Raw genomic sequence first — 20142 nt, forward strand, 5'->3', positions numbered from 1 at the left:
ACTATGAAAGTGTTTAGATTTCTATTTAGGCTTGTTTTCAAAATCATACTTTGGTTCTTCATTTTGAGCATTGGCTTTACAGTCCTTTATAGGTTTTTGCCTGTACCTATTACGCCTTTGATGGTAATCAGGCTTTGGGAACAGGCTTTTGACGAAAAAAAAGAAATGCGCCTATACAAGGATTGGGTTTCGATTTCCAAAATTTCAAAAAATGTCCCTCAGGCAGTAATCGCTGCCGAGGATCAAAAGTTTTTGGATCACAATGGTTTTGACTTGGCAGCAATGAAGACCGCATGGGAAAACAACCAAAAAGGAAAAAGAGTCAAGGGAGGGAGCACCATTTCACAGCAAACTGCTAAAAACGTATTTCTGAGTCCCGCGAGGAATTTGATCAGAAAGGGATTAGAGGCATATTTTACTTTTTTAATGGAGCTGATTTGGAGTAAAGAGCGGATTATGGAGGTCTATCTCAATGTCATAGAAATGGGGGAGGGCATTTACGGGATTGAAGCTGCTGCCCAAACTTATTTCAATAAGCCCGCTGCAAAGCTTTCTAAACGAGAGGCAGCCCTGATAGCTGCAGTCCTGCCCAATCCAAGAAGATGGTCCCCCGCCAGACCGACCGCTTACATTTCAGGTCGGCAGGCATGGATATTGAGACAAATGAATAATTTGGAACAGGTGGAAATAGGGATTTGATATCAATTTTATTTTTCCATCAGATTAACTTCAGTACCTCTTCCAAATACTCTCTTGTATTAGAAAGCCTGGGCACTTTGTTTTGTCCACCGAGTTTCCCCTTTCCCCTTAGCCATTTTTCAAAAACCCCTACTTCCACAAAATGGATTTTGGGTGCTGTGAGGGCCAGGTCTTTGTACCTCTTGGCGTCGTAGTCTGAATTGATTTCTCTCAGCGTACTGTCCAGAATTTGACTGAATTTTTCACGATCAGATGGCATTTTTTTAAATTCAATAATCCACTCATGTGCTCCCTTGCTTTTGGAATCGCCAAAATATACTGGAGCAGCTGTAAAATTTGTAATGAGGGCATCCGTCGATTCTGAAGCTGATTGAACTGCTTTCTCTGCATTTTCCACTATCACTTCCTCACCAAATGCATTGATAAAATGCTTGGTTCTTCCTGAAATCTTGAACCTGTAAGGGTTAGTATTGGTGAATTTGACAGTATCCCCGATTTTGTATCTCCAAAGTCCTCCGTTGGTTGAGATCAAAATGGCATAATTTTTCCCGATTTCTACTTCTGATAAAGAAATGACTTTTGGTTTTTCTTTTTCCCATTCTTCCAAAGGAATGAATTCATAAAAAATCCCATAATCCAGCATCAACAATAATTCATCGGACTCCCTTTGATCCTGGATTCCAAAAAAACCTTCAGAAGCATTATAGGTTTCCACATACCTCATTTTGGCTGAAGGGATCAATTCCCTGAATAAATTCCTGTAAGGGCCAAAAGCCACTGCCCCATGAAAAAAAACTTCAAGGTTTGGCCAAACTTCTAAAATATTGCTTGCTCCTTTGAGTTCCATGATCCTTTGGAGCAAAACAATGGTCCAAGTGGGCACACCGGAGATGCTTGTCACATTTTCATCCATGACTTCCAAAGCTGTTTTTTCAATTTTGGATTCCCATTCACTCATCAGCGCTATTTCCAGACTTGGCGTCCTGGCAAACTGTACCCATAAAGGCAGATTATGGGTAATCACTGCAGATATATCTCCTACCTGTATATCACTCTCATCATTCAGTGGGTTTTTTGCCAGACTTCCCCCTATCGTGAGACCTTTACCCGTAAATAGCTTACTTTCAGGATAGTTGTTTACATATAAGGAAAGCATGTCTTTGCCCCCTTTGAAATGGCATTCTTCGAGAGATTCCTGGGATACAGGTATATATTTACTTCTGCTACCTGTGGTTCCAGAAGACTTTGAAAACCATTCTATATCCGTCGGCCAAATGACATTTTGTGTTCCTTTCATCGTTTTTTCGATATAGGGCTTCATTTGTTCATAGTCATGCACGGGGACCTTTTCAGCAAAATCCTGATAAGATTGGATAGTCCCAAACTTATATTTCTTCCCGAATTCGGTTTTTTTTGCTGTTGTGATAAGTTCGTCAAAAATCTGGTTTTGAGACTCAATCGGGTATTTCATGAAATTCTGTATCTGACCTATACGGCTTTTGAATATCCAGGTCATAAAGGAGTTTACAACTTCCATCAGTTAAATACCTTTCGTTTAAGTTCAAAATGTTGTCCAAGATATACTCTTCTGACCTGTTCATCTGCTGCCAATTCTTCTGCGGTTCCTGCTTTCAGTAATTTCCCTTCAAACATCAGGTATGCCCTGTCAGTAATGGACAAAGTCTCGTTGACATTGTGGTCTGTGATGAGAATTCCAATGTTTTTGGTTTTGAGTTTGGCTACAATCCCTTGGATTTCTTCTACCGCAATCGGGTCTACCCCTGCAAACGGTTCATCCAGAAGCACGAATTTTGGATCTACTGCCAATGCCCGGGCAATTTCAGTTCTCCTTCTTTCCCCACCGGACAATACCATTCCCAGATTTTTTCGCACATGCGTCAAACTGAATTCTTCAAGTAGGCTTTCTGTTTTTTCCTTTCTTTCGGCTTTGGTAAGTTTGGTCATTTCCAGAACTGCAAGGATATTCTCCTCAACTGAGAGTTTCCTGAATACAGATGCTTCTTGGGCCAAATAACCGATTCCTAATTTGGCCCTTCTGTACATGGGTAGTTTGGTGATATTCTGATCCTCCAAAAAAATCTGACCTTCGTTGGGTTGAATAAGGCCTACAATCATATAAAACGAGGTGGTTTTACCTGCGCCATTTGGTCCTAAAAGACCTACGATCTCTCCCTGTTCCACCTCAACGGAAATATTATTTACAACCTTTCGGCCTTTGTAAATCTTGATAAGGTTATCTGCCCTTAATTTCATGTTTTTATAATTCGTTTTTCAATTGCCATTTGGAATCTGGGAATGATAATCGTTCTATTATATGTCTGTCACTTGCGTCATGCTTGTCTGCCTCAGGCAGGCTCGATTTCATAATCAATCAAATTTTATGTCTTTCACGTAAAGCTGCAGGCTGCTGTTGTTCCTAAAAGTATTCTCTCTGATCTCAAAAGCCAAATCAAATCGCATTTTTCGGTTGAGCATCTTGTAAATGATTTCATCCGGATAGATGTTCTTGTCGGCCATTCCAAAAGCGATACAAACAGGTTTCGTTTCCTGACCATCCTGCACGACGTTGAATCTCAGATGCTTGTCTTTGAGTATCCGGACATTTTCTGCATAGACCTGATTGACACAGAAAATGGGTTCCGGATTTCCCGGGCCAAAAGGTGCCATTTGCTTTAATATATTGTAAAACTTATAGTTGATCTGATCCAGTAATATTTCATCATCGATTTCAAGGACAGGTTTCATGTGGATATCTGTTATCCTGGAACTGACCACTTCCTCAAATCTGGATTGGAATGCCGGTACATTGGCGACAGCCATGGTGAGACCCGCAGCATATTTATGACCTCCAAATTGCTCCAAGAGGTCACTGCATTCTGAGATTGCCTCATAGATATCAAAATCAAAAACTGACCTTGCACTTCCGGTTGCTTTGCTATTGGATTCAGTGAGAATGATAGTTGGCCTATAATATTTTTCAATACACCTTGAAGCAACAATTCCAATGACTCCTTTATGCCAATCCTCTTTGAAGAGAACGGTAGTTTTCATCTGCTTGACTTCTTCCATGCTCTGTATCATTGTCAAAGCTTCTTTGGTGATGTTCTCATCAAAGTTTTTCCTGGCGGCATTGACTGTATCTACAATTTCTGCCCGCGCCAGTGCATCTTCCAATTCTTTGGAAATCAATAATTCTACTGAGGCTTTGGCATGTTCCAATCTACCCGAGGCGTTGATTCTGGGGCCGATTTTAAATACGATATCCGAGATTTCTATATCCTTTTCGATTTGACTTCTAAGTATCAAGGCTTTGATTCCAGGTCTTGGATTATTGTTGATTCTTTCCAGTCCATAAAATGTCAATACCCTGTTTTCTCCTGTGATCGGTACAATATCAGCAGCTATGCTGATGGCAAGCAGATCCAGATAAACCATGACTTTGGCAGGATCTTTTCCCTGAAAAACAGAAAAAGCCTGAATCAATTTAAAACCAACCCCACATCCACTCAGTTCTTTGTAAGGATAAAGACAATCTTTTCTTTTTGGATCGAGAATGGCAACTGCAGGTGGTAGCTGCTCTCCTGGAGTATGGTGGTCACAAATAATAAAATCCACTCCCAATTCTTTCGCCAAAGTCACTTTTTCAATTGCTTTTATGCCGCAATCCAAAGAGACAATGAGTTGGAAATTGTTTTCAGCAGCATATCTCACTCCCCTTTCAGAAATACCATAGCCCTCTTTATACCTATCAGGAATATAAAATTCCACATAGGGATAAAACTCCTTGAAATAACCATATGCCAATGCTACTGATGTGGTACCATCCACATCGTAATCACCGTATATCAGAATTTTCTCTTCTTTTCTAATGGCTTCTGACAATCTTTCGACCGCCTTGTCCATATCCTTCATCAAAAATGGGTCATGAAGTTTGTCAAGGTCAGGTCTGAAATAATCCTTTGCTTTTTGAAATGAATCCACCCCCCTGTTTACCAGCATATTGGCCAATGTCAGATTCACATTGATTTCTTTTGCCAAGGATTCAGCCATTTCCAAATCCGCCTTTTCTCTGATCATCCATTTATACTCCATATGGCTAAATTAGTAAAGTACGGTGCCAAAATTAACAATCACTTGCCAAATATTTTGTTTTGCTAATTTTAAGTAGCTTCAAAATTAAAAAGGCTGCCCCAAGAAAAGGGACAGCCTGAAATGGATTATGGTAATTTCTTTAAGATTTTATTGATTCAAAGCAACCAACTTTACCTCAAGGCTTACATCATCATAAATCAACTTGTCAGCAAGATTTTCAAAATAATTGCCAGATCTGTATTTGATGTCAAACTTGGTGCGGTCAAAAACAATACTGGCTGTTGCGATGATTTGGTCTCCCTGTACATCTAATTTTGCCGGGAAAGTGACCGGATTGCTAATTCCTTTGATTTTCAAGTCTCCAGTGATCTGATAATCTTGGCCATTAGATGTTTTGGCTTCTGTGATTTTAAATGACGATTTATTGAATTTTTCCACAGAAAAGAAATCATCAGACTTTAAGTGATTGGTCAATCTTGCATTTGAATTGGCATCTGTAATATCCTCTACAGTAATGGTTGTCATGTCCAGTTCAAAAGATCCGCCTTTGATTTTTCCGTTCTGATAATCTAACATGGCATCTGAAATCTGGACTTTTCCATAGTGTTCACCTGAGACTTTTTTTGCATTCCAGGTTACAGTGCTTTCGGATTTGTTGACAACAGCGCCAAGTTCTTTTTTTGAATCAATTAATACTGATGAAAATATCAGTGAGATAAAGGAAATAATTGTAATTAGTTTCATTGTTGATTTGGTTTGGAGTAAATGTAAAAGAGAGGTTTTGAAAACCTCTCTTATAGACTCATTTATTAACAAAAAGTTTAATCCAACTTTCTGATTTTTATTTAAGATTTCAATTTATGATTACCCCAGGCAGGTTTTGCGCCTTAAATTTTTCATTGTATTGTTTGATGTCATTTTCTATCAGCACTTTCAAATCGGATTTATATCCCGCCCATTCTTTATCCAAATCAGCCAACCTTTGCTTTGAACCTGCGGTCAACCGTGGGTCATGCACATCCACAGTGCCCTTAAGATCAAAGTATTGGGCATTTAGCTGGCTTGGGAAATTGATGACATCCTGGAAATTGCCTTGGCGTGTTTCCACCAATTTTGCTTCCCAGTCAACCAACTTCTGGATCAGATCCTGACCGGCTTGGTAAAGTTCTTTTGCATCTTCTTTTTCCTTCAGTAAAGAATTATGGTGTTCAATCTGACTTTTCACTTTGCGCATATCATTGACTGATTGATGGATATCAGTCAGGGATACAGCAACTTTTTCCAGCAATGCCTGTTGCGAAGCCCAATCCTGTGGGCTGATATTTTTGAGATTTGGATCTTGAACAACCTCTATTTCAGTTTCTGAAACAGTGTCTTTGTAACTCAACCTTGCTTTGTACTTACCCGGGGCAACACGGTGTCCACTATAATCACCGTAAACAAAGGCATTGGGAATGGGCAATAATGTTTCCCCTCTGAAATTCCATGCAAATCTGTTCAACCCTTTTTTGGATGGGATTACTTGTGCAGGAGATGGGCCACCCGAAAAAGGTTTGAAATTCTCATCCTTAATCGAGGAATAGGATCGGATAACCTTTCCTGACTTGTCCAGAATTTCTAAAGTAACTTCAAGCGAATCCACTTCTTCAGGCAAGTAGTAATCCAATATCACACCTGTAGCCGGATTCTCGCCGATACCGGGAGGGAGGTCCACCCATGAGGGAATGAATCCTTCATATTTGTAGGTTGGCTTTGGTGTAAATATTTTCAAGCCGGAAAAATTCCCCTTGGACTGTTGCAATGCACTTAAGTCATCCAAAATCCAAAACGCTCTTCCTGCGGTAGAAACAACCATATCATTGTCCGCAAAGGCAATGTCAGTAATGGGAACAACGGGGAGATTCAACTGGAGTTTTTGCCAATTGGTGCCACCATTAAAAGAAACATAAAATCCCCTTTCAGCTCCTCCATATAAAAGATCTTTTACTTTTCGGTCTTCTCTGATGACCTTGATAAAATCGTCTTTGTCCACTCCGGCATCAATTTTTGACCATGTTTTTCCATAGTCAGTGGTTTTGTATGACATATTGGAAAAATCGTTGAATTTGTATCGGGTGGCTGCGATAAAAGCAGTTCCTTTCTCATGTGAAGAAATTTCAATGGATTGGATAAGGCTTTCAGGAAGTCCTGCAGGGGTGATGTTTTCCCAGGTTTTCCCGCCATCCTTGGTGATATGAACAAGACCACAATCACTTCCGGTATAGATCACTCCTTTTTCATGAATGGATTCAATGACATAGCTTAAGGTGTTGTAGTTCTCGCCACCGGCACCCTCATTGGTGATAGGTGCTCCGCCCGGACCTTGTTTTGATTCCTCATTTCTGGTCAGGTCAGGACTGATTTCCTCCCAAGATAAGCCTCCATCAGTTGTTTTGAAGAGGATATTTCCACCATGATAAATGGTATTATAATCATGGGGAGAAGCGATAATAGGAGCATTCCAATTGAAGCGGTATTTCATATCCTTGGCATTATAAGCAAGGATATTGGCAGGATATTGCCGGATATCTTTGCTGTGACCATCTTGGGTATTGAGAACATCAATAATTCCCTGATAACAGCCGCCATAGAGTAGAACAGGATTTTTGGGATCAAAGGCAATAAAAGCAGATTCACAACCGGGACCGATAAACCAATCTTTATCCGTCAGTCCAATGTTGTTGTTCCTGCTGGCAATAACCAATGAAGTATTGTCCTGCTGTCCTGCATAAATCTTGTAAGGAAAGCCTTCATCCACATTTACCCTATAAAATTGGGCAGAAGGCTGGTTGTCTTGTGTAGACCAACTTTTAGCCCCATCAAAAGTGATTTCAGCACCGCCATCATCTCCCAGAATCATATTTGATGGGTTTTTGGGATTGATCCAAAGATCATGGGTATCACCATGTCGGACCGGTACTGCTGAAAAATTTTTGCCACCATCTATTGATTTTGTCAGAGGTGCATTCATCACATAAACTACATCGGCATTTACTGGATCAGCTTCTACTTCCATATAATACCAAGACCTTGAAGTCAACAATTGATTGTTGGTCATATGTGCCCATGTCTCCCCGCCATTGTCTGAGCGATACACACCGGCAACCGATTTTTCAGCTTCCACAATGGCATATACTCTTTCTGAATTTGCCCTGGATACACTTACACCGATTTTCCCCATTTCCTCAGGAAGGCCACTGTTGATTTTTGTCCAAGTATCTCCGCCATCCACAGATTTCCAAATGCCACAACCTGCACCACCGCTTTGTACCTGCCAAGGTAACCTGCGGTATTCCCAAGTAGCCGCATATAGAATTCTGGGATTATTAAAATCCATACTCAATGATGAAGCTCCGGTGTTTTGATCAACATACAATACTTTATTCCAGGTATTGCCTCCGTCTGTACTTTTATAGATCCCCCTTTCTTCATTGGGCCCATGGGCTGCACCTTGGGCAGCTACAAATACAATATCAGGATTACTGGGATGGACAATAACATCTGAAATATGCCTTGTCATTTCCAGACCCATGTTTTTCCAGGTCTTGCCTCCATCAGTTGATTTGTATACACCATCTCCGTAAGAGGTCATCACGCCACGGATGGCATGTTCTCCCATGCCTACATAAATCACATTTGGGTCAGATTCACTGACTGCAATTGCTCCAACAGATCCGGTTTTGAAAAAGCCATCTGAAATGTTGTGCCATGAGATTCCGGCATTGTCAGTTTTCCAAAGACCGCCCCCTGTATAACCTACCAAAAATGACAGGTCATTGTTTGGTATACCGGAAACAGCACCTGATCTGCCTCCACGGAATGGCCCAATATTCCGCCATTCGAGTCCATGATATAGTTCCGCATCAAATGTCGGGGTAGGAATGGCAGCGGATTTCCCCCTTTGGGAAAAGGAAGGATAAGACATGAACAGAATCATGCCAAATAAAATCAGTTTTTTCATTGTAAAGGTTGGTTAATTGGTGTTTTGAATTTGGTGAAAAAAGTTCAGAAAGAATAATAGAGTTGTTTGAATCGGAGGATAATTTTTTTGGATAGCGCTGCTTTCTCTTTTGAAATTTCTTTCAAATTCGACAAAACCGCCTAATTCATATAAATTGCGCTGGTTAAACCGCCTAATTTATATAAATTGCGCTGGTCAACCAGCCTAATTAACACAAAATGGAATTTAAACGATATCTTCAAGACAGATTGGAATCCCAAATCGGTAAGCAAAAAGTGCTGATGTTGTATGGCAGTAGAAGAACAGGAAAAACTACTATAATCGGAAATATACATCAAAACCACCTAGAGGAGTCATTAATTTTATTGGGTGAGGATATTCAAGTGGCTGAATTACTTCAGTTACGTACTGTGGCAAATTATCGCCAACTCATTGGTGAAAAGAAACTGGTAATCATAGATGAAGCGCAAGCAGTTCCTAATATTGGGAAAATCCTAAAGCTAATGATAGACAATGTGAAAGGTATCACTATTATTGCCACCGGTAGCAGTAGTCTGGATTTGGTCAATGATGCAGGGGAACCTTTGGTCGGCAGGCAAAAAGAATATCAACTATTCCCCTTAGCACAAACCGAATTTGGCAAATCCGAAAATCTTTTGGAAACTGTCAACAAACTTTCCGAAAGGTTGATTTATGGTAGTTATCCTGAATTGACACAGATGGACAGCCTTGATGAGAAGGAGGAGTATCTCAAATCCATGGTAAATTCATATCTTCTCAAAGATTTATTGGCTTTGACTAATATAAAAGGATCTGATATTTTGATCAAGTTGCTAAAACTGTTGGCTTGGCAGGTCGGAAGTCAAGTCAGTACGGTAGAACTTGGAAACAGCCTTCAGATCAATAAAGAGACCGTGGAAAGATATATGGATTTGCTTTCAAAGGTCTTTATCATTTTTCCGTTGGGAGGATATAGTCAAAATCTTAGAAAAGAGGTCTCCAAGAGTAAGAAATGGTATTTCTATGACAATGGAATCCGAAATGCTCTCATCAATAATTTTAGCCCAATACACCTGAGAAATGATCTTGGGGCACTTTGGGAGCAATATTTCATTTATGAAAGAATAAAATTCAATGCATCACAAAACCATTATCCACAATATTATTTTTGGAGAACTTATGATGGGCAGGAATTGGATTTATTGGAAATAGATAGCCAACAACAGATGCAGTCATTTGAATGCAAATGGGGAAAATCAAAAGCAAAAGTTCCTGTTGCTTTTGCCAAAGCTTACCCAAATGCAAAGTGGGAATTGATTGAAAAGGGAAATTACCTGGATTGGATTAGTTAAAAGGCATACAGTTTTAAAATTCATATAAAATATTATGATGTAGGTTTTATTTTAATAAATCTTAGATAACAATTTAGTCTTTAACCACTCTAAAATGTTCCCAAACCTGATTGCTGCTTTTTATTCTAAGTATATAAACCCCTGAAGGCAGTTGCCCCATTTCAACTTTTTGATGGTTCCCATTTATCAAGAAAGAATCGATTTTCTGACCCATAGTATTATATAACTCAATCTGAGCTCCCGGATTCAAAAGATCAATTGTCAACAGATCATTTACAGGATTGGGATAGATTTTGGGTTTCACCGGATTTTCTTCTCTGACTGATAAAATTACTAAATCCAATTCCTGAACTTTCACTTTTCTAAAAAAGGTGTTTCCCAATTCGATGCCCATGTCAAAAACTATTCTGGCATTGGGATCTGAAGGATCGCTCATCTTAAATACAGTGGAATATTCAAGATATTCATCGGTCAGTCGGGTAGTCTGAAAACCACTGTAACTGTTAAAAGGCGAGGAAGCCTTACCGATATAAGAAACAAGAGAAATATTGGGTTCCGACTTTGCTTCAAACGAGAACCTATACATTTTGCCGTTCTCCAATGAGAGATTGCTCCTGACCAATTGCACATGCCAATTTTCAGTGCCTAAACGGGAAACAGCAGCCTGTAGGATTCCCTGACTTCTTGAAAGGCCCGCCTGCCCATTCTGTTGGGTAAAAATATTCCAGCTGTCATTGGAATTTTCAAAATTGCTTTCGTAAATCGTGACCAAATGTGCCTCTCTGGGTTCAGGCATTTCATTGTGAAGTAGCGCATCCACCAAGGGTTGAATGTATTGGTTGTTTTGGGGGTTAAAAATCCCAAATCCAGCACTCCATTCCCAATAAGCCCAACTGAATCCTATTGATTCCAAATACCTGGCGACGAAAGTGGTCCACCTTACCCGCGACTCCATATCAGCCCGACTGTAAGCGCCAAATTCTCCCATGTTGATAGGGATGTTCCTTTCTGAGGAAAATGAAATGAGAGGAGCTATTTCCTGTTCAATAGCCTCTCTTTCAAATTGTAGATCCAACCATTCGGTACCCAACCAATTCTGGGATTGATCTCCCACCCATTCCGCGCCCTGATGGGTAAAAGTAAAAGGGTTATAAAAATGGACTGTCACAATGATATTGTCATCTTCAGGAGGATCCAATTGAAATATTCCTGCTACACCTCCAAACAAAGCAGTACCCATCATCACAGCCCTATTTGGGTTGGTTTTCCTGATTTCAACCAAAGCTTCAGCAAAATATTGATTCCATAATTCTGGAGTCAATTGATTGTGGGGCTCGTTCATGACCTCAAATAAAAGCACCTCTGGATAATCTTTGAAAAATTCAGCTATTTGAATCCATTGAGCCAAAAACCTTTCCCTGTTCTGAGCAGGGTTTTGAAAAAGCGCATCATGGTGGTGCATATTAATAATGACCAAAAGGTCCTGTTCAATAGCTAAATCAACAACTTCCTTGATCCTGGCAAAAAAAACAGGATTGATGGTATAAGGCGGGGTCATTTGGGTTCTTGCAGGGGTATCCCACCGTATCGGAATCCGCACATGGTCAAAACCAAGTTCTTTTATCTGTTGAAAATAATCATTCCTGAAAGGATTGCCCCATTCTCCCTCGGTCGGAGCCTCGAACATATTTCCCATGTTCATACCCCTGCCGAGTTTTTGGTTCAGTTCAAAAACATCGGTTTGTCCTAGAGTATATAGGGGCAAAAATACAACCAGAAAGATCAACCATTTCATGGGAGTTAAGTTACAAAGTATAATTTATTTTCTAGTTAAAAAAAATCAGACTTTCACTTTTTCTTTTTCCTTATACTCATTTTTCACTCCTTCCAACAAACTTGGTCGCGTAAACATCATCGCGTAAGCCTCTTTCAGGGATTTGGATTTTCTGACGTCTTTTACAATATCAGACCATTCATGGAAGTTTAAGGTGATTGGATTGTAAGAATCCACCTGCTTGGTCAGTCCATAAATGGGTTGTTCTTTTTCTTCCATAAATGTCCCAAAAATCCTATCCCAGATAATAAAGGTTGACCCATAGTTTTTATCTAGATATTGTTCATTGGTAGCATGATGAACCCGATGATGAGATGGGGTTACAAAGAAAAACTCAATAGGCTTGGGAAGCTTTTTAATGTATTCGGTGTGGATCCAAAATTGGTACAATACTGCCAATTGATGAACGATAAAAAATACTACCGGATGAAAACCGGCCAAGACCACTGGAATAAAGAAAACAATTTTGATATGCTGGGTCCAACTGAGTCGGAAAGATACAGACCAATTATATTTTTTCGAATTGTGATGGGTTACATGGGTGGCCCACCAAAACCTGTTTTCATGGGCGATTCTATGGGCAACATATCTCCAAAAATCCAACCAAAATAAACAAAGGATATATGACCACCAGGTGTGTGGAATAGCCCAAGGGACTAGGTTATAGAAAAATAATATAATGCCAAAAGTCACCACTTTTATAGCAGCACTCATGCCTGCATTGACAAGTCCAATAAAGGTTGCTGTCAAGGTATCCTTACCATCATAATAATCTTTCTTGTCCTTATAGGAAAACAGCCATTCCAAAGCAACCAGAAAAATCATTATTGGTGTAGCAATAATGATTAGATTTGGAAGGTCTAAGTTTACAATTTGCTCAAAAGTTATTTTTTCTTTTGCCATAAAACCCTTACTCTGAAAATAATTTTTTTAAAACACTCAATTCAAAACCAAACACCTATAGGCTTAGAGTTTAAATTGAAAACAATTTCGAATTTACAGCTTTTTTACTTCATTAAAAAAGTAATGATTCAGGTTTCTTTTGAAGGATTCATAGAAATATTGACGTCTCTGAATTAAGATGCCACTTTATTAAAAACCGGAGTTTGGCTTATCCTTAGTGCCAAAATAGATTTTGGGATTTGCATAATTGGTTTATCAAAGCGCTTTTAAACCAGCTTCTGCAATCAATCCATCCTGGGCTGAAGTGACTCCTGAAATCCCTATTGCACCGACGCAGACACCATCTTTGAAAATGGGTAATCCCCCTTCCACAGGTATTGCATTGGGCAACGAGAGGATATGAGTTCCACCGCTTTTTACCAAATCTTCAAAGACTTTGGTGGGCCTTTTGAAATAAACTGCCGACTTTCCTTTAGCCTGGGCGACCTCTACACTACCTATCTGCACACCATCCATTCTTCTTAGGTATATTAAGTGGCCTCCCCCATCTAATATTGCAATCACAACATTCCAATTTTCCTGACGGGCTTTTTCTTCAGCGGCATCTGCAATTCTCATGGCTTCCTCCAGATTCAAATAAGGTTGTACCTGTGCTTGGGCGATAGATATCAATGGAATTATTATCAGAAGAGATAGAATTAGCTTTTTCATTTATCTGAGTAGGTTAGATTAATTGGAAAGTATTATTCCTAATTTAATTATTTTTTTGAAGCAATGCTCAAAAAGTCTTAAATTAAAAGTCCAACACAAATAATGACCAAAACTATAACCCCATCAAATCATGAAAAACATCAGCAGAAGGGATACTATAAAGACATTAACCCTAGGCACGGGAATAAGTCTTTTTTCCCCACTTACTTTGGTATCCTGTAGCAACAAACCTAAAAAAGATAAGCTTGGAGTCGCTTTGGTCGGGTTGGGTTATTACAGTACAGATTTATTGGCTCCTGCTTTACAGCAGACGGAGCATTGCTATCTGGCAGGAATTGTTACCGGAACACCTTCTAAGGCAGAATCATGGAAATCAACATACAATATTCCCCAGAAAAACATTTACAACTATGAGAATATGGATAAGATAGCTGACAATCCGGATATCGATGTCATCTATATTGTTCTTCCTCCCTCAATGCATATGGAATATACCATCAAAGCTGCCCAGACCGGAAAGCATGTATGGTGCGAAAAACCTATGGCTGTAACTGTAGATGAATGTCAGGCCATGATTGATGCATGTAAAAAAAATAATGTATCGCTTTCTATTGGATACAGATGCCAACACGAACCCAATACACTGGAATATCAGCGTATAGTAAAAGAGGGCTTATTGGGTAAAGTCACCCAAGTGGATTGTGCTGCAGGATATCGGGAGGGCAGAACTGACCATTGGAAACAAAAAAGAGAAATGGGCGGAGGTGTAATTTATGATATGGGTGTCTATGCCATTCAAGGGGCAAGATTAGGTTCGAATATGGAGCCTATTGCTGTGAACTCGGCCAAAGTCTGGACCGAGAGACCTGAAATTTATAAAGATGGCTTGGGTGAAATCGTGGAAGCTCAGCTTGAATTCCCAGGAGGAGTTATAGGAAACATCAAAACTTCCTTTGCTGAAAACATTAACTTTTTAAATATTACCTGTGAAGAGGGTGTGATAGAAATGGCCCCATTCTCTGCTTATTCCGGAATTAAGGGTAAAAGCCCCCTTGGAGAAATCAACTTCCCCTATCAAGTACCATGGCAACAGGCCAATCAAATGGATATGGATTCCTTGGCCATAATAGGAGGAAAACCTATGCCTGTTCCCGGCGAAGAAGGCTTGCGGGATATCAGAATAGTACAGGCTATCCTAAAAAGTGCTGAAACCGGGCAGAGGGTAGAGATATAACCGGCCCACAGATTTCGCAAATATCCTCAGATCATAAAAATTTATAAATTAAAGAGAAGCCTTCTGCAAAAATCAACGAAATCTGTGGGAGAGCTTAGGAAATCCTGCTCCAGTTGATTGCGTGCTTCTTCTGGTTTTTGATCTGTCTCAGAACCATGGTATTTTGAGGCTGGGATAGTTCCGGATCTTCCTGCAATAGCAGTTGGGCTGCATCTCTTGCCATAGTCAAAATAGGAGCATCTTTACTCAGGTCAGCAATCAATAGATCGGCTACTCCACTTTGCTGTGTTCCCATCAAATCTCCTGGGCCACGTAATTTGAGGTCCACATCTGCAATCTCAAAACCATTATTGGTTCTCACCATGGTTTGCAGCCTTATCCGGCTGTCTTTGGATAATTCATACTTGGTCATCAATATACAATAAGATTGATCTGCTCCTCTACCTACCCTACCCCGTAATTGATGCAATTGTGATAGACCAAATCGCTCTGCATTTTCAACAATCATCACCGAGGCATTGGGTACATTTACACCCACCTCAATAACCGTTGTGGCTACCATGATTTTTGTTTCTCCCTTTACAAAGCGCTGCATTTCAAAATCCTTGTCCATGGCCTTCATATTGCCATGCACAATGCTGATCGGAAATTCGGGAAATGCCCGACAGATACTTTCGTAGCCGTCCATCAGATTTTTTAAGTCTAACGTTTCGGATTCTTCAATTAAGGGATAAACCACATAAACTTGCCTTCCTTCCAGAATCTGCTTTCTTATAAAACCAAAAACCTTTAATCTGTCTTTGTCATAGCGATGTACTGTCTGTATGGGTTTTCGCCCTTTGGGCATTTCATCAATAACTGATATATCAAGGTCTCCATACAATGTCATAGCCAAGGTCCTGGGAATGGGCGTGGCTGTCATGACCAAGACATGGGGAAAATATTGCTCATTTTTTGCCCAAAGTTTGGCCCTTTGGGCCACACCGAAACGGTGCTGTTCATCCACGATCGCCAAACCAAGATTTTTGAATTGGACGATATCTTCCAATAGGGCATGGGTTCCGATAATAATATGCAAATCTCCAGAAAGCAACATTTCATGGATGATTTTCCGGGTAGACTTTTTGGTAGATCCTGTCAATAAAGCAATTCTCAAACCCATCAGATCAGCATACTCCTTTAACCCTTCATGATGCTGATTGGCCAAAATCTCCGTCGGTGCCATCAAACAGGTCTGTGCCCCGGAACTGACAGCAATCAGAATACAGATAAATGCTACCATGGTCTTGCCACTACCCACATCGCCTTGGATCAAGCGATTCATCTGTTTACCCGATTTCATATCCCCAAATGCTTCCCGGACCACTCTCTTTTGTGCCTCTGTCAGCTCGAATGGCAAATGTTCCTTATAAAATTTTGTGAGTAGTTCTGTTTGGTTGAGAATCTGTCCTTTTGACTTTTCAGTTCTGGTTAGTTTGAGTTTCAATAACCTCAACTGCACAAAGAAAAACTCTTCAAATTTCAATCTAAACCTCGCTTTTTGAAGAATTTCCGGATTTTCAGGAAAATGGATTTGTTTTAGAGCGATTTGTTTTGAAATGAGGCTAAACCGTTGAATGATTTCCATTGGCAATGTTTCCTGAATCTGCGGGTAGGCTACTTGTACCAGACCCTCCATTATCCTTGAAATCCCTTTGGAATCCAAGTATTTTGCCCTCAGTTTTTCTGTGGTGGAGTAGACCGGTTGAAAGAAACTCTTTTCTTCCTGCACCTGAGAAAGCGGTTCCATTTCAGGGTGTGCAATACTGAATTTCCGGCCATATTTGTTGGGCTTGCCATAAAATACGAAGGCCGGTCCGATCAACAGTTTTTTGACAACCCATTGGATTCCTTTGAACCAAGTGAGTTCCATTTCCCCGGTTTCATCATAAATGTAGGCTATTAACCGCTTTCTTCTGGCATCGCCTATGGTTTCTACCTTTCGGATCTTGGCAATGACCTGGACATTTTCAAGATCCTCATTCAGCTCGATGATTTTGTAAAACTTGGTTCGGTCTTCGTATCGGAAAGGATAGTATTGCAGCAATTCCCCATAAGTAAAAATATTCAGCTCCTTATTGAACAAAGCAGCTTTCTGCGGACCCATGCCGCGGAGGTATTCTATTTTGGTATCGAAAAAAGAGGACAATAGATATAAATAGGACTATTTGGGAGAATATTCCAATGAATGATGTAACAACAATAAATCATCAGCGGAAACAGAAAATTCGGCAATGGTCTCCCCATTTTTATCAGAAAATTCCACTTCATAATCAACGTCTGAAAGAATTTCAACTATAGTTCCAACCTGGCCCGAAAGAACCCTGTGTTGTGGCATTTCTTTAAGTATCGCCACAGTATCCAAAAGTTTAAACTTCTTTTCCATTACTTTTTACTTTTTTATATAACAACTTGTTAACCTTGGAAAACTTTCTCCTTCTTTAATGATCCATGCCGTACAAACCTTAGCTTCTTTTTCAAATATAACAATTTTGATGTTTACTGAATACCTGATCCCAAAATGATCTTTTCCTCCCAAAGCAGCTTCCGAGGTGGGAAGCTTTCTTAATATTTCATTTTTTAGAATAGTAGCATGCTCTTTTGAAATATTTAAGGCTGATTTAAAAAGTCTTGCTTTATATTTTCCAATTGGATGGTCATCATTTAAACAATACTCCGAAAGCTTTTTTAAATCAATATAGGCATTTGAAAAATTTGGGAGATGCATTTAATTCTTTGAGTTTTATTTTAATCGTAATGAAACCGACATTTCGCAATCAGGACTTCATCATTCTTTACCTGATAAATCAATCTGTGTTCTTCATCTATTCTACGCGACCAAAACCCTGAATATTTGTACTTAAGTGGTTCTGGTTTTCCAATTCCCGAAAAAGGATTTCTAGAAATATCCTTGAGAAGTTCATTTATTCGTTTGAGCTTCTTTTTATCGGTTTTTTGCCAATACAAATAATCTTCCCAGGACTCCTCAACGAAAACATATTTCATTCTTCAAGAAGACTTTTGCTATAGGAATTACCTTGTTTTAACTTTTCAATCGCTGAATCCAATCTTCTCTCATTTTCCTTTGATGAAAGTTCATGTTGAGTCGAAAGCAAAGAATTATATTCAGTCAAGGACATGATTACCACTCCTTTGTCCTTTCCACGATTGATAATTAGGGTTTCAAAATTCTCAGTAACCCTATCAAAATAACTTTTTATATCTTTTCTGAAATCTGAAATCGAAGTGCTTAACATGACTTTAGTTATTATAAAATTATGTACAAAATTACGTACAAAATATTGGTTTCCAAAGCACTATTTAATCGTTTCCAAAAAGACAAGTTTCATTCAAAATATTTACTTCTGCCATAATTGCTTGTCACAAAAAATTTTTTAACCAAATTTAGATTATATTCTGCTTTTTAATTGAAAACACCATGAAACAACTATTCCTCTCCTTTCTAATCTTTCTGGTCTCTCTGACTTCTATAGCTCAAAAACAAAAGGCTGACAATCGTTTTGAAGGTCTTGACTCCGAACTAAATAAAGTCCTAGAAACCTGGAATGCAGCTGGATTTGCCGTTGCTGTGGTTGAAAAAGACAAAATCATCTACTCCAAGGGTTTTGGCTACAAGGATTATGAAAATAAAATTCCAATTACTCCAAACACACTTTTTGCCATCGGATCAAGTAGCAAGGCTTTCACTTCCGGGCTGTTGGGGATATTGAGGGAAGAAAAAAAATTGTCTTTTGATGATAGTCCAAGCAAACATATCCCCGACCTTCGCTTTTACAATAATGAGATGAACAATCTGATAACCATCAAGGATATCATGACCCATAGAACTGGGCTTCCAAGACATGACCTGAGTTGGTATTTTTTCACTACCCAATCCCGGGATTCCTTAATGCAAAGAATTCAATATCAGGAACCATTTGCCAAACCTAGGGAAAATTGGTATTACAATAATTTCATGTTTTTGACCCAAGGAGTAATCGCCGAAAGAATAACAGGCAAAACCTGGGAAGAAAATATTCAGGAAAAGTTTTTTGATCCCTTGGAGATGAAAACAAGCAATGCTGTAATCACAGGCCTGAAAAACGGCAAAGATGCATCCTTTGGCTACGAAGTAAAAAACGATTCCATCATCAAAAAGATGGACTATTATGACATTGCCGCTATGGGTCCTGCCGGGAGTATCAACAGCAATGTCAATGAAATGTCCAATTGGCTGATCACATGGATCAATGGAGGAAAATTTAAAGGCAACCAAATCCTGCCTGAAGCCTATGTCAAAGAAGCCATGAGTCCACAAATGATAATGGCAAACAGTATCCCTGACAAAGAATTTCCGGATATGCATATCAGTACTTATGGCTACGGATGGATGGTTTCTTCCTATAAAGGACATTACAGGGTGGAACATGGAGGAAATATTAACGGATTCTCTGCGAATGCAGCATTTTTCCCGATGGATAGTATTGGAATTGTGGTCTTGTCCAATCAAAATGGCTCTCCGATTCCCGGGATTGTCAGAAATATAATCAGTGATAGATTACTGAAAGTAGATAAAACTGATTGGAATAAAGTACAAAAAGAAAAAGCTGATGAAGCCAAAAAGCAAGCTTCAGCAAGTCAGGAACAAACCACTTCAATTCAGAAAAAGGGTACCAAAACCTCTCATCTTCTTGCTGAATTTACCGGAGATTATATCCACCCGGGATATGGAAAGATAGCTATTCAATTTGAAAGAGACTCCCTTTTTGCAAGTACCCCCTATCAAAAAGTCTGGTTAAAGCATTTCCATTATAATATCTTTTCTTTGGTGGGTATGGAAAAGGGAAAGGTTGATACCACTACGGTTTCTCCCATGCAGTTCAATTTCAGAATCAATAATATGGGAGAAATTGCTTCTCTTTCGTTCAAAGCTGAACCAATGGTGGATGCCATAGAATTCAAGCGTACGCCCAAAGAAGTTGCTTTGGAAAAAGAAACCTTGGAAAAATATACAGGGGATTATGACTTGGGCGGACAGGTTGCTAAATTTTATTTAAAAGAAGGAAATGAGAATACGCTTTTCCTTTTTGTGGCAGGTCAACCCGAATATGAGTTACTCTCCTTAGGACAGCACAAATTTGCATTAAAAATAGCAGATGGTTATACAGTTGAATTCAAAGAGGAGAGCAACGGCAAATTTCAGCAAGCAGTTTTCGTTCAGCCTAACGGCACATTCAAAGCGGAGAGAAAATAATTT

At 39.4% G+C, this 20142-nt stretch carries 17 protein-coding genes; 4 read left to right on the forward strand and 13 right to left on the reverse strand.

Annotated features, from left to right (window positions below; all coding sequences use genetic code 11):
* Positions 1 to 3: 3 nt before the first annotated feature.
* Complete coding sequence (gene mtgA, locus B9A52_RS07330; RefSeq protein WP_084119687.1) at positions 4 to 699, forward strand: monofunctional biosynthetic peptidoglycan transglycosylase; 696 nt, start codon at positions 4 to 6, stop codon at positions 697 to 699.
* A 19-nt stretch (positions 700 to 718) separates the two neighbouring features.
* Here mtgA and B9A52_RS07335 read toward each other — a convergent pair whose 3' ends face one another.
* The 5 genes from B9A52_RS07335 to B9A52_RS07355 all read right to left on the reverse strand — a co-directional run bounded on the left by B9A52_RS07335 (position 719) and on the right by B9A52_RS07355 (position 8812).
* Positions 719 to 2236 (reverse strand): GH3 auxin-responsive promoter family protein, encoded by a 1518-nt coding sequence (locus tag B9A52_RS07335; protein WP_084119688.1) that lies wholly within the window; start codon positions 2234 to 2236, stop codon positions 719 to 721.
* Positions 2236 to 2973 carry an LPS export ABC transporter ATP-binding protein gene (gene lptB, locus B9A52_RS07340; protein ID WP_084119689.1) on the reverse strand — a complete coding sequence of 246 codons (738 nt, stop codon included), beginning with the start codon at positions 2971 to 2973 and terminating at the stop codon, positions 2236 to 2238. Before lptB ends, B9A52_RS07335 begins: the two co-directional genes overlap by 1 nt.
* Before the next feature lie 114 nt (positions 2974 to 3087).
* Positions 3088 to 4812: a single-stranded-DNA-specific exonuclease RecJ gene (gene recJ, locus B9A52_RS07345; protein WP_172805181.1), complete on the reverse strand. Its 1725-nt coding sequence runs from the start codon at positions 4810 to 4812 to the stop codon at positions 3088 to 3090.
* Between the two features lie 147 nt (positions 4813 to 4959).
* Positions 4960 to 5556, reverse strand: coding sequence for a YceI family protein (locus B9A52_RS07350; protein WP_084119690.1), 597 nt, complete (start codon positions 5554 to 5556; stop codon positions 4960 to 4962).
* A 109-nt stretch (positions 5557 to 5665) separates the two neighbouring features.
* A complete protein-coding gene (locus B9A52_RS07355; protein WP_084119691.1) occupies positions 5666 to 8812 on the reverse strand; it encodes a VPS10 domain-containing protein in 3147 nt (1048 codons plus the stop codon).
* A gap of 218 nt (positions 8813 to 9030) precedes the next feature.
* Between B9A52_RS07355 and B9A52_RS07360 the strand changes: the two genes are divergently transcribed.
* The gene (locus tag B9A52_RS07360) at positions 9031 to 10164 is read left to right on the forward strand and encodes an ATP-binding protein (RefSeq protein ID WP_084119692.1); all 1134 of its coding nucleotides are present in this window, start codon (positions 9031 to 9033) and stop codon (positions 10162 to 10164) included.
* A gap of 73 nt (positions 10165 to 10237) precedes the next feature.
* On the opposite strand, the gene B9A52_RS07365 is transcribed toward B9A52_RS07360, so the two are convergent.
* From B9A52_RS07365 to B9A52_RS07375, 3 genes are all read right to left on the reverse strand, one after another.
* Positions 10238 to 11959 carry a cellulase family glycosylhydrolase gene (locus B9A52_RS07365; RefSeq protein ID WP_084119693.1) on the reverse strand — a complete coding sequence of 574 codons (1722 nt, stop codon included), beginning with the start codon at positions 11957 to 11959 and terminating at the stop codon, positions 10238 to 10240.
* A gap of 45 nt (positions 11960 to 12004) precedes the next feature.
* Positions 12005 to 12901, reverse strand: coding sequence for a sterol desaturase family protein (locus tag B9A52_RS07370; RefSeq protein WP_084119694.1), 897 nt, complete (start codon positions 12899 to 12901; stop codon positions 12005 to 12007).
* A 255-nt stretch (positions 12902 to 13156) separates the two neighbouring features.
* Positions 13157 to 13612, reverse strand: coding sequence for a GlcG/HbpS family heme-binding protein (locus tag B9A52_RS07375; protein ID WP_084119695.1), 456 nt, complete (start codon positions 13610 to 13612; stop codon positions 13157 to 13159).
* 130 nt (positions 13613 to 13742) lie between these two features.
* Here B9A52_RS07375 and B9A52_RS07380 point away from each other — a divergent pair, with 130 nt between their 5' ends.
* Positions 13743 to 14846, forward strand: a complete 1104-nt coding sequence (locus tag B9A52_RS07380) for a Gfo/Idh/MocA family protein (RefSeq protein ID WP_084119696.1) — start codon at positions 13743 to 13745, stop codon at positions 14844 to 14846.
* 94 nt (positions 14847 to 14940) lie between these two features.
* Here the strand turns inward: B9A52_RS07380 and recG are convergent, their stop codons facing one another.
* Genes recG through B9A52_RS07405 form a run of 5 tightly spaced genes read right to left on the reverse strand, consistent with a single transcriptional unit; the run spans position 14941 to position 18142 of the window.
* Positions 14941 to 17034, reverse strand: a complete 2094-nt coding sequence (recG, locus tag B9A52_RS07385; RefSeq protein ID WP_084119697.1) for an ATP-dependent DNA helicase RecG — start codon at positions 17032 to 17034, stop codon at positions 14941 to 14943.
* 15 nt (positions 17035 to 17049) lie between these two features.
* The gene (locus tag B9A52_RS07390) at positions 17050 to 17271 is read right to left on the reverse strand and encodes a DUF4926 domain-containing protein (RefSeq protein WP_084119698.1); all 222 of its coding nucleotides are present in this window, start codon (positions 17269 to 17271) and stop codon (positions 17050 to 17052) included.
* A gap of 6 nt (positions 17272 to 17277) precedes the next feature.
* The gene (locus B9A52_RS07395) at positions 17278 to 17613 is read right to left on the reverse strand and encodes a DUF6883 domain-containing protein (RefSeq protein WP_084119699.1); all 336 of its coding nucleotides are present in this window, start codon (positions 17611 to 17613) and stop codon (positions 17278 to 17280) included.
* Positions 17614 to 17633: 20 nt separating this feature from the next.
* The gene (locus tag B9A52_RS07400; RefSeq protein WP_084119700.1) at positions 17634 to 17891 is read right to left on the reverse strand and encodes a Txe/YoeB family addiction module toxin; all 258 of its coding nucleotides are present in this window, start codon (positions 17889 to 17891) and stop codon (positions 17634 to 17636) included.
* A complete protein-coding gene (locus B9A52_RS07405; RefSeq protein WP_084119701.1) occupies positions 17888 to 18142 on the reverse strand; it encodes a type II toxin-antitoxin system Phd/YefM family antitoxin in 255 nt (84 codons plus the stop codon). Before B9A52_RS07405 ends, B9A52_RS07400 begins: the two co-directional genes overlap by 4 nt.
* 182 nt (positions 18143 to 18324) lie before the next feature.
* On the opposite strand from B9A52_RS07405, the gene B9A52_RS07410 reads away from it, so the two are divergent.
* Entirely contained in the window at positions 18325 to 20139 is a 1815-nt protein-coding gene (locus B9A52_RS07410) for a serine hydrolase (protein WP_084119702.1), read from the forward strand.
* Positions 20140 to 20142 lie beyond the last annotated feature (3 nt).

The organism is Aquiflexum balticum DSM 16537 (assembly GCF_900176595.1).
GTDB lineage: Bacteria > Bacteroidota > Bacteroidia > Cytophagales > Cyclobacteriaceae > Aquiflexum > Aquiflexum balticum.

What these genes read in the sequence shown, in the direction of transcription:
- B9A52_RS07360 (WP_084119692.1), top strand. Translation starts at nt 9,031, where the DNA reads ATGGAATTTAAACGATATCTTCAAGACAGATTGGAATCCCAAATCGGT.
- B9A52_RS07410 (WP_084119702.1), top strand. Translation starts at nt 18,325, where the DNA reads ATGAAACAACTATTCCTCTCCTTTCTAATCTTTCTGGTCTCTCTGACT.
- B9A52_RS07375 (WP_084119695.1), bottom strand. Translation starts at nt 13,612, where the DNA reads ATGAAAAAGCTAATTCTATCTCTTCTGATAATAATTCCATTGATATCT.
- B9A52_RS07355 (WP_084119691.1), bottom strand. Translation starts at nt 8,812, where the DNA reads ATGAAAAAACTGATTTTATTTGGCATGATTCTGTTCATGTCTTATCCT.
- B9A52_RS07335 (WP_084119688.1), bottom strand. Translation starts at nt 2,236, where the DNA reads ATGGAAGTTGTAAACTCCTTTATGACCTGGATATTCAAAAGCCGTATA.
- mtgA (WP_084119687.1), top strand. Translation starts at nt 4, where the DNA reads ATGAAAGTGTTTAGATTTCTATTTAGGCTTGTTTTCAAAATCATACTT.
- B9A52_RS07380 (WP_084119696.1), top strand. Translation starts at nt 13,743, where the DNA reads ATGAAAAACATCAGCAGAAGGGATACTATAAAGACATTAACCCTAGGC.
- B9A52_RS07350 (WP_084119690.1), bottom strand. Translation starts at nt 5,556, where the DNA reads ATGAAACTAATTACAATTATTTCCTTTATCTCACTGATATTTTCATCA.
- B9A52_RS07370 (WP_084119694.1), bottom strand. Translation starts at nt 12,901, where the DNA reads ATGGCAAAAGAAAAAATAACTTTTGAGCAAATTGTAAACTTAGACCTT.
- B9A52_RS07405 (WP_084119701.1), bottom strand. Translation starts at nt 18,142, where the DNA reads ATGTTAAGCACTTCGATTTCAGATTTCAGAAAAGATATAAAAAGTTAT.
- B9A52_RS07395 (WP_084119699.1), bottom strand. Translation starts at nt 17,613, where the DNA reads ATGCATCTCCCAAATTTTTCAAATGCCTATATTGATTTAAAAAAGCTT.
- B9A52_RS07390 (WP_084119698.1), bottom strand. Translation starts at nt 17,271, where the DNA reads ATGGAAAAGAAGTTTAAACTTTTGGATACTGTGGCGATACTTAAAGAA.
- B9A52_RS07365 (WP_084119693.1), bottom strand. Translation starts at nt 11,959, where the DNA reads ATGAAATGGTTGATCTTTCTGGTTGTATTTTTGCCCCTATATACTCTA.
- recJ (WP_172805181.1), bottom strand. Translation starts at nt 4,812, where the DNA reads ATGGAGTATAAATGGATGATCAGAGAAAAGGCGGATTTGGAAATGGCT.
- B9A52_RS07400 (WP_084119700.1), bottom strand. Translation starts at nt 17,891, where the DNA reads ATGAAATATGTTTTCGTTGAGGAGTCCTGGGAAGATTATTTGTATTGG.
- lptB (WP_084119689.1), bottom strand. Translation starts at nt 2,973, where the DNA reads ATGAAATTAAGGGCAGATAACCTTATCAAGATTTACAAAGGCCGAAAG.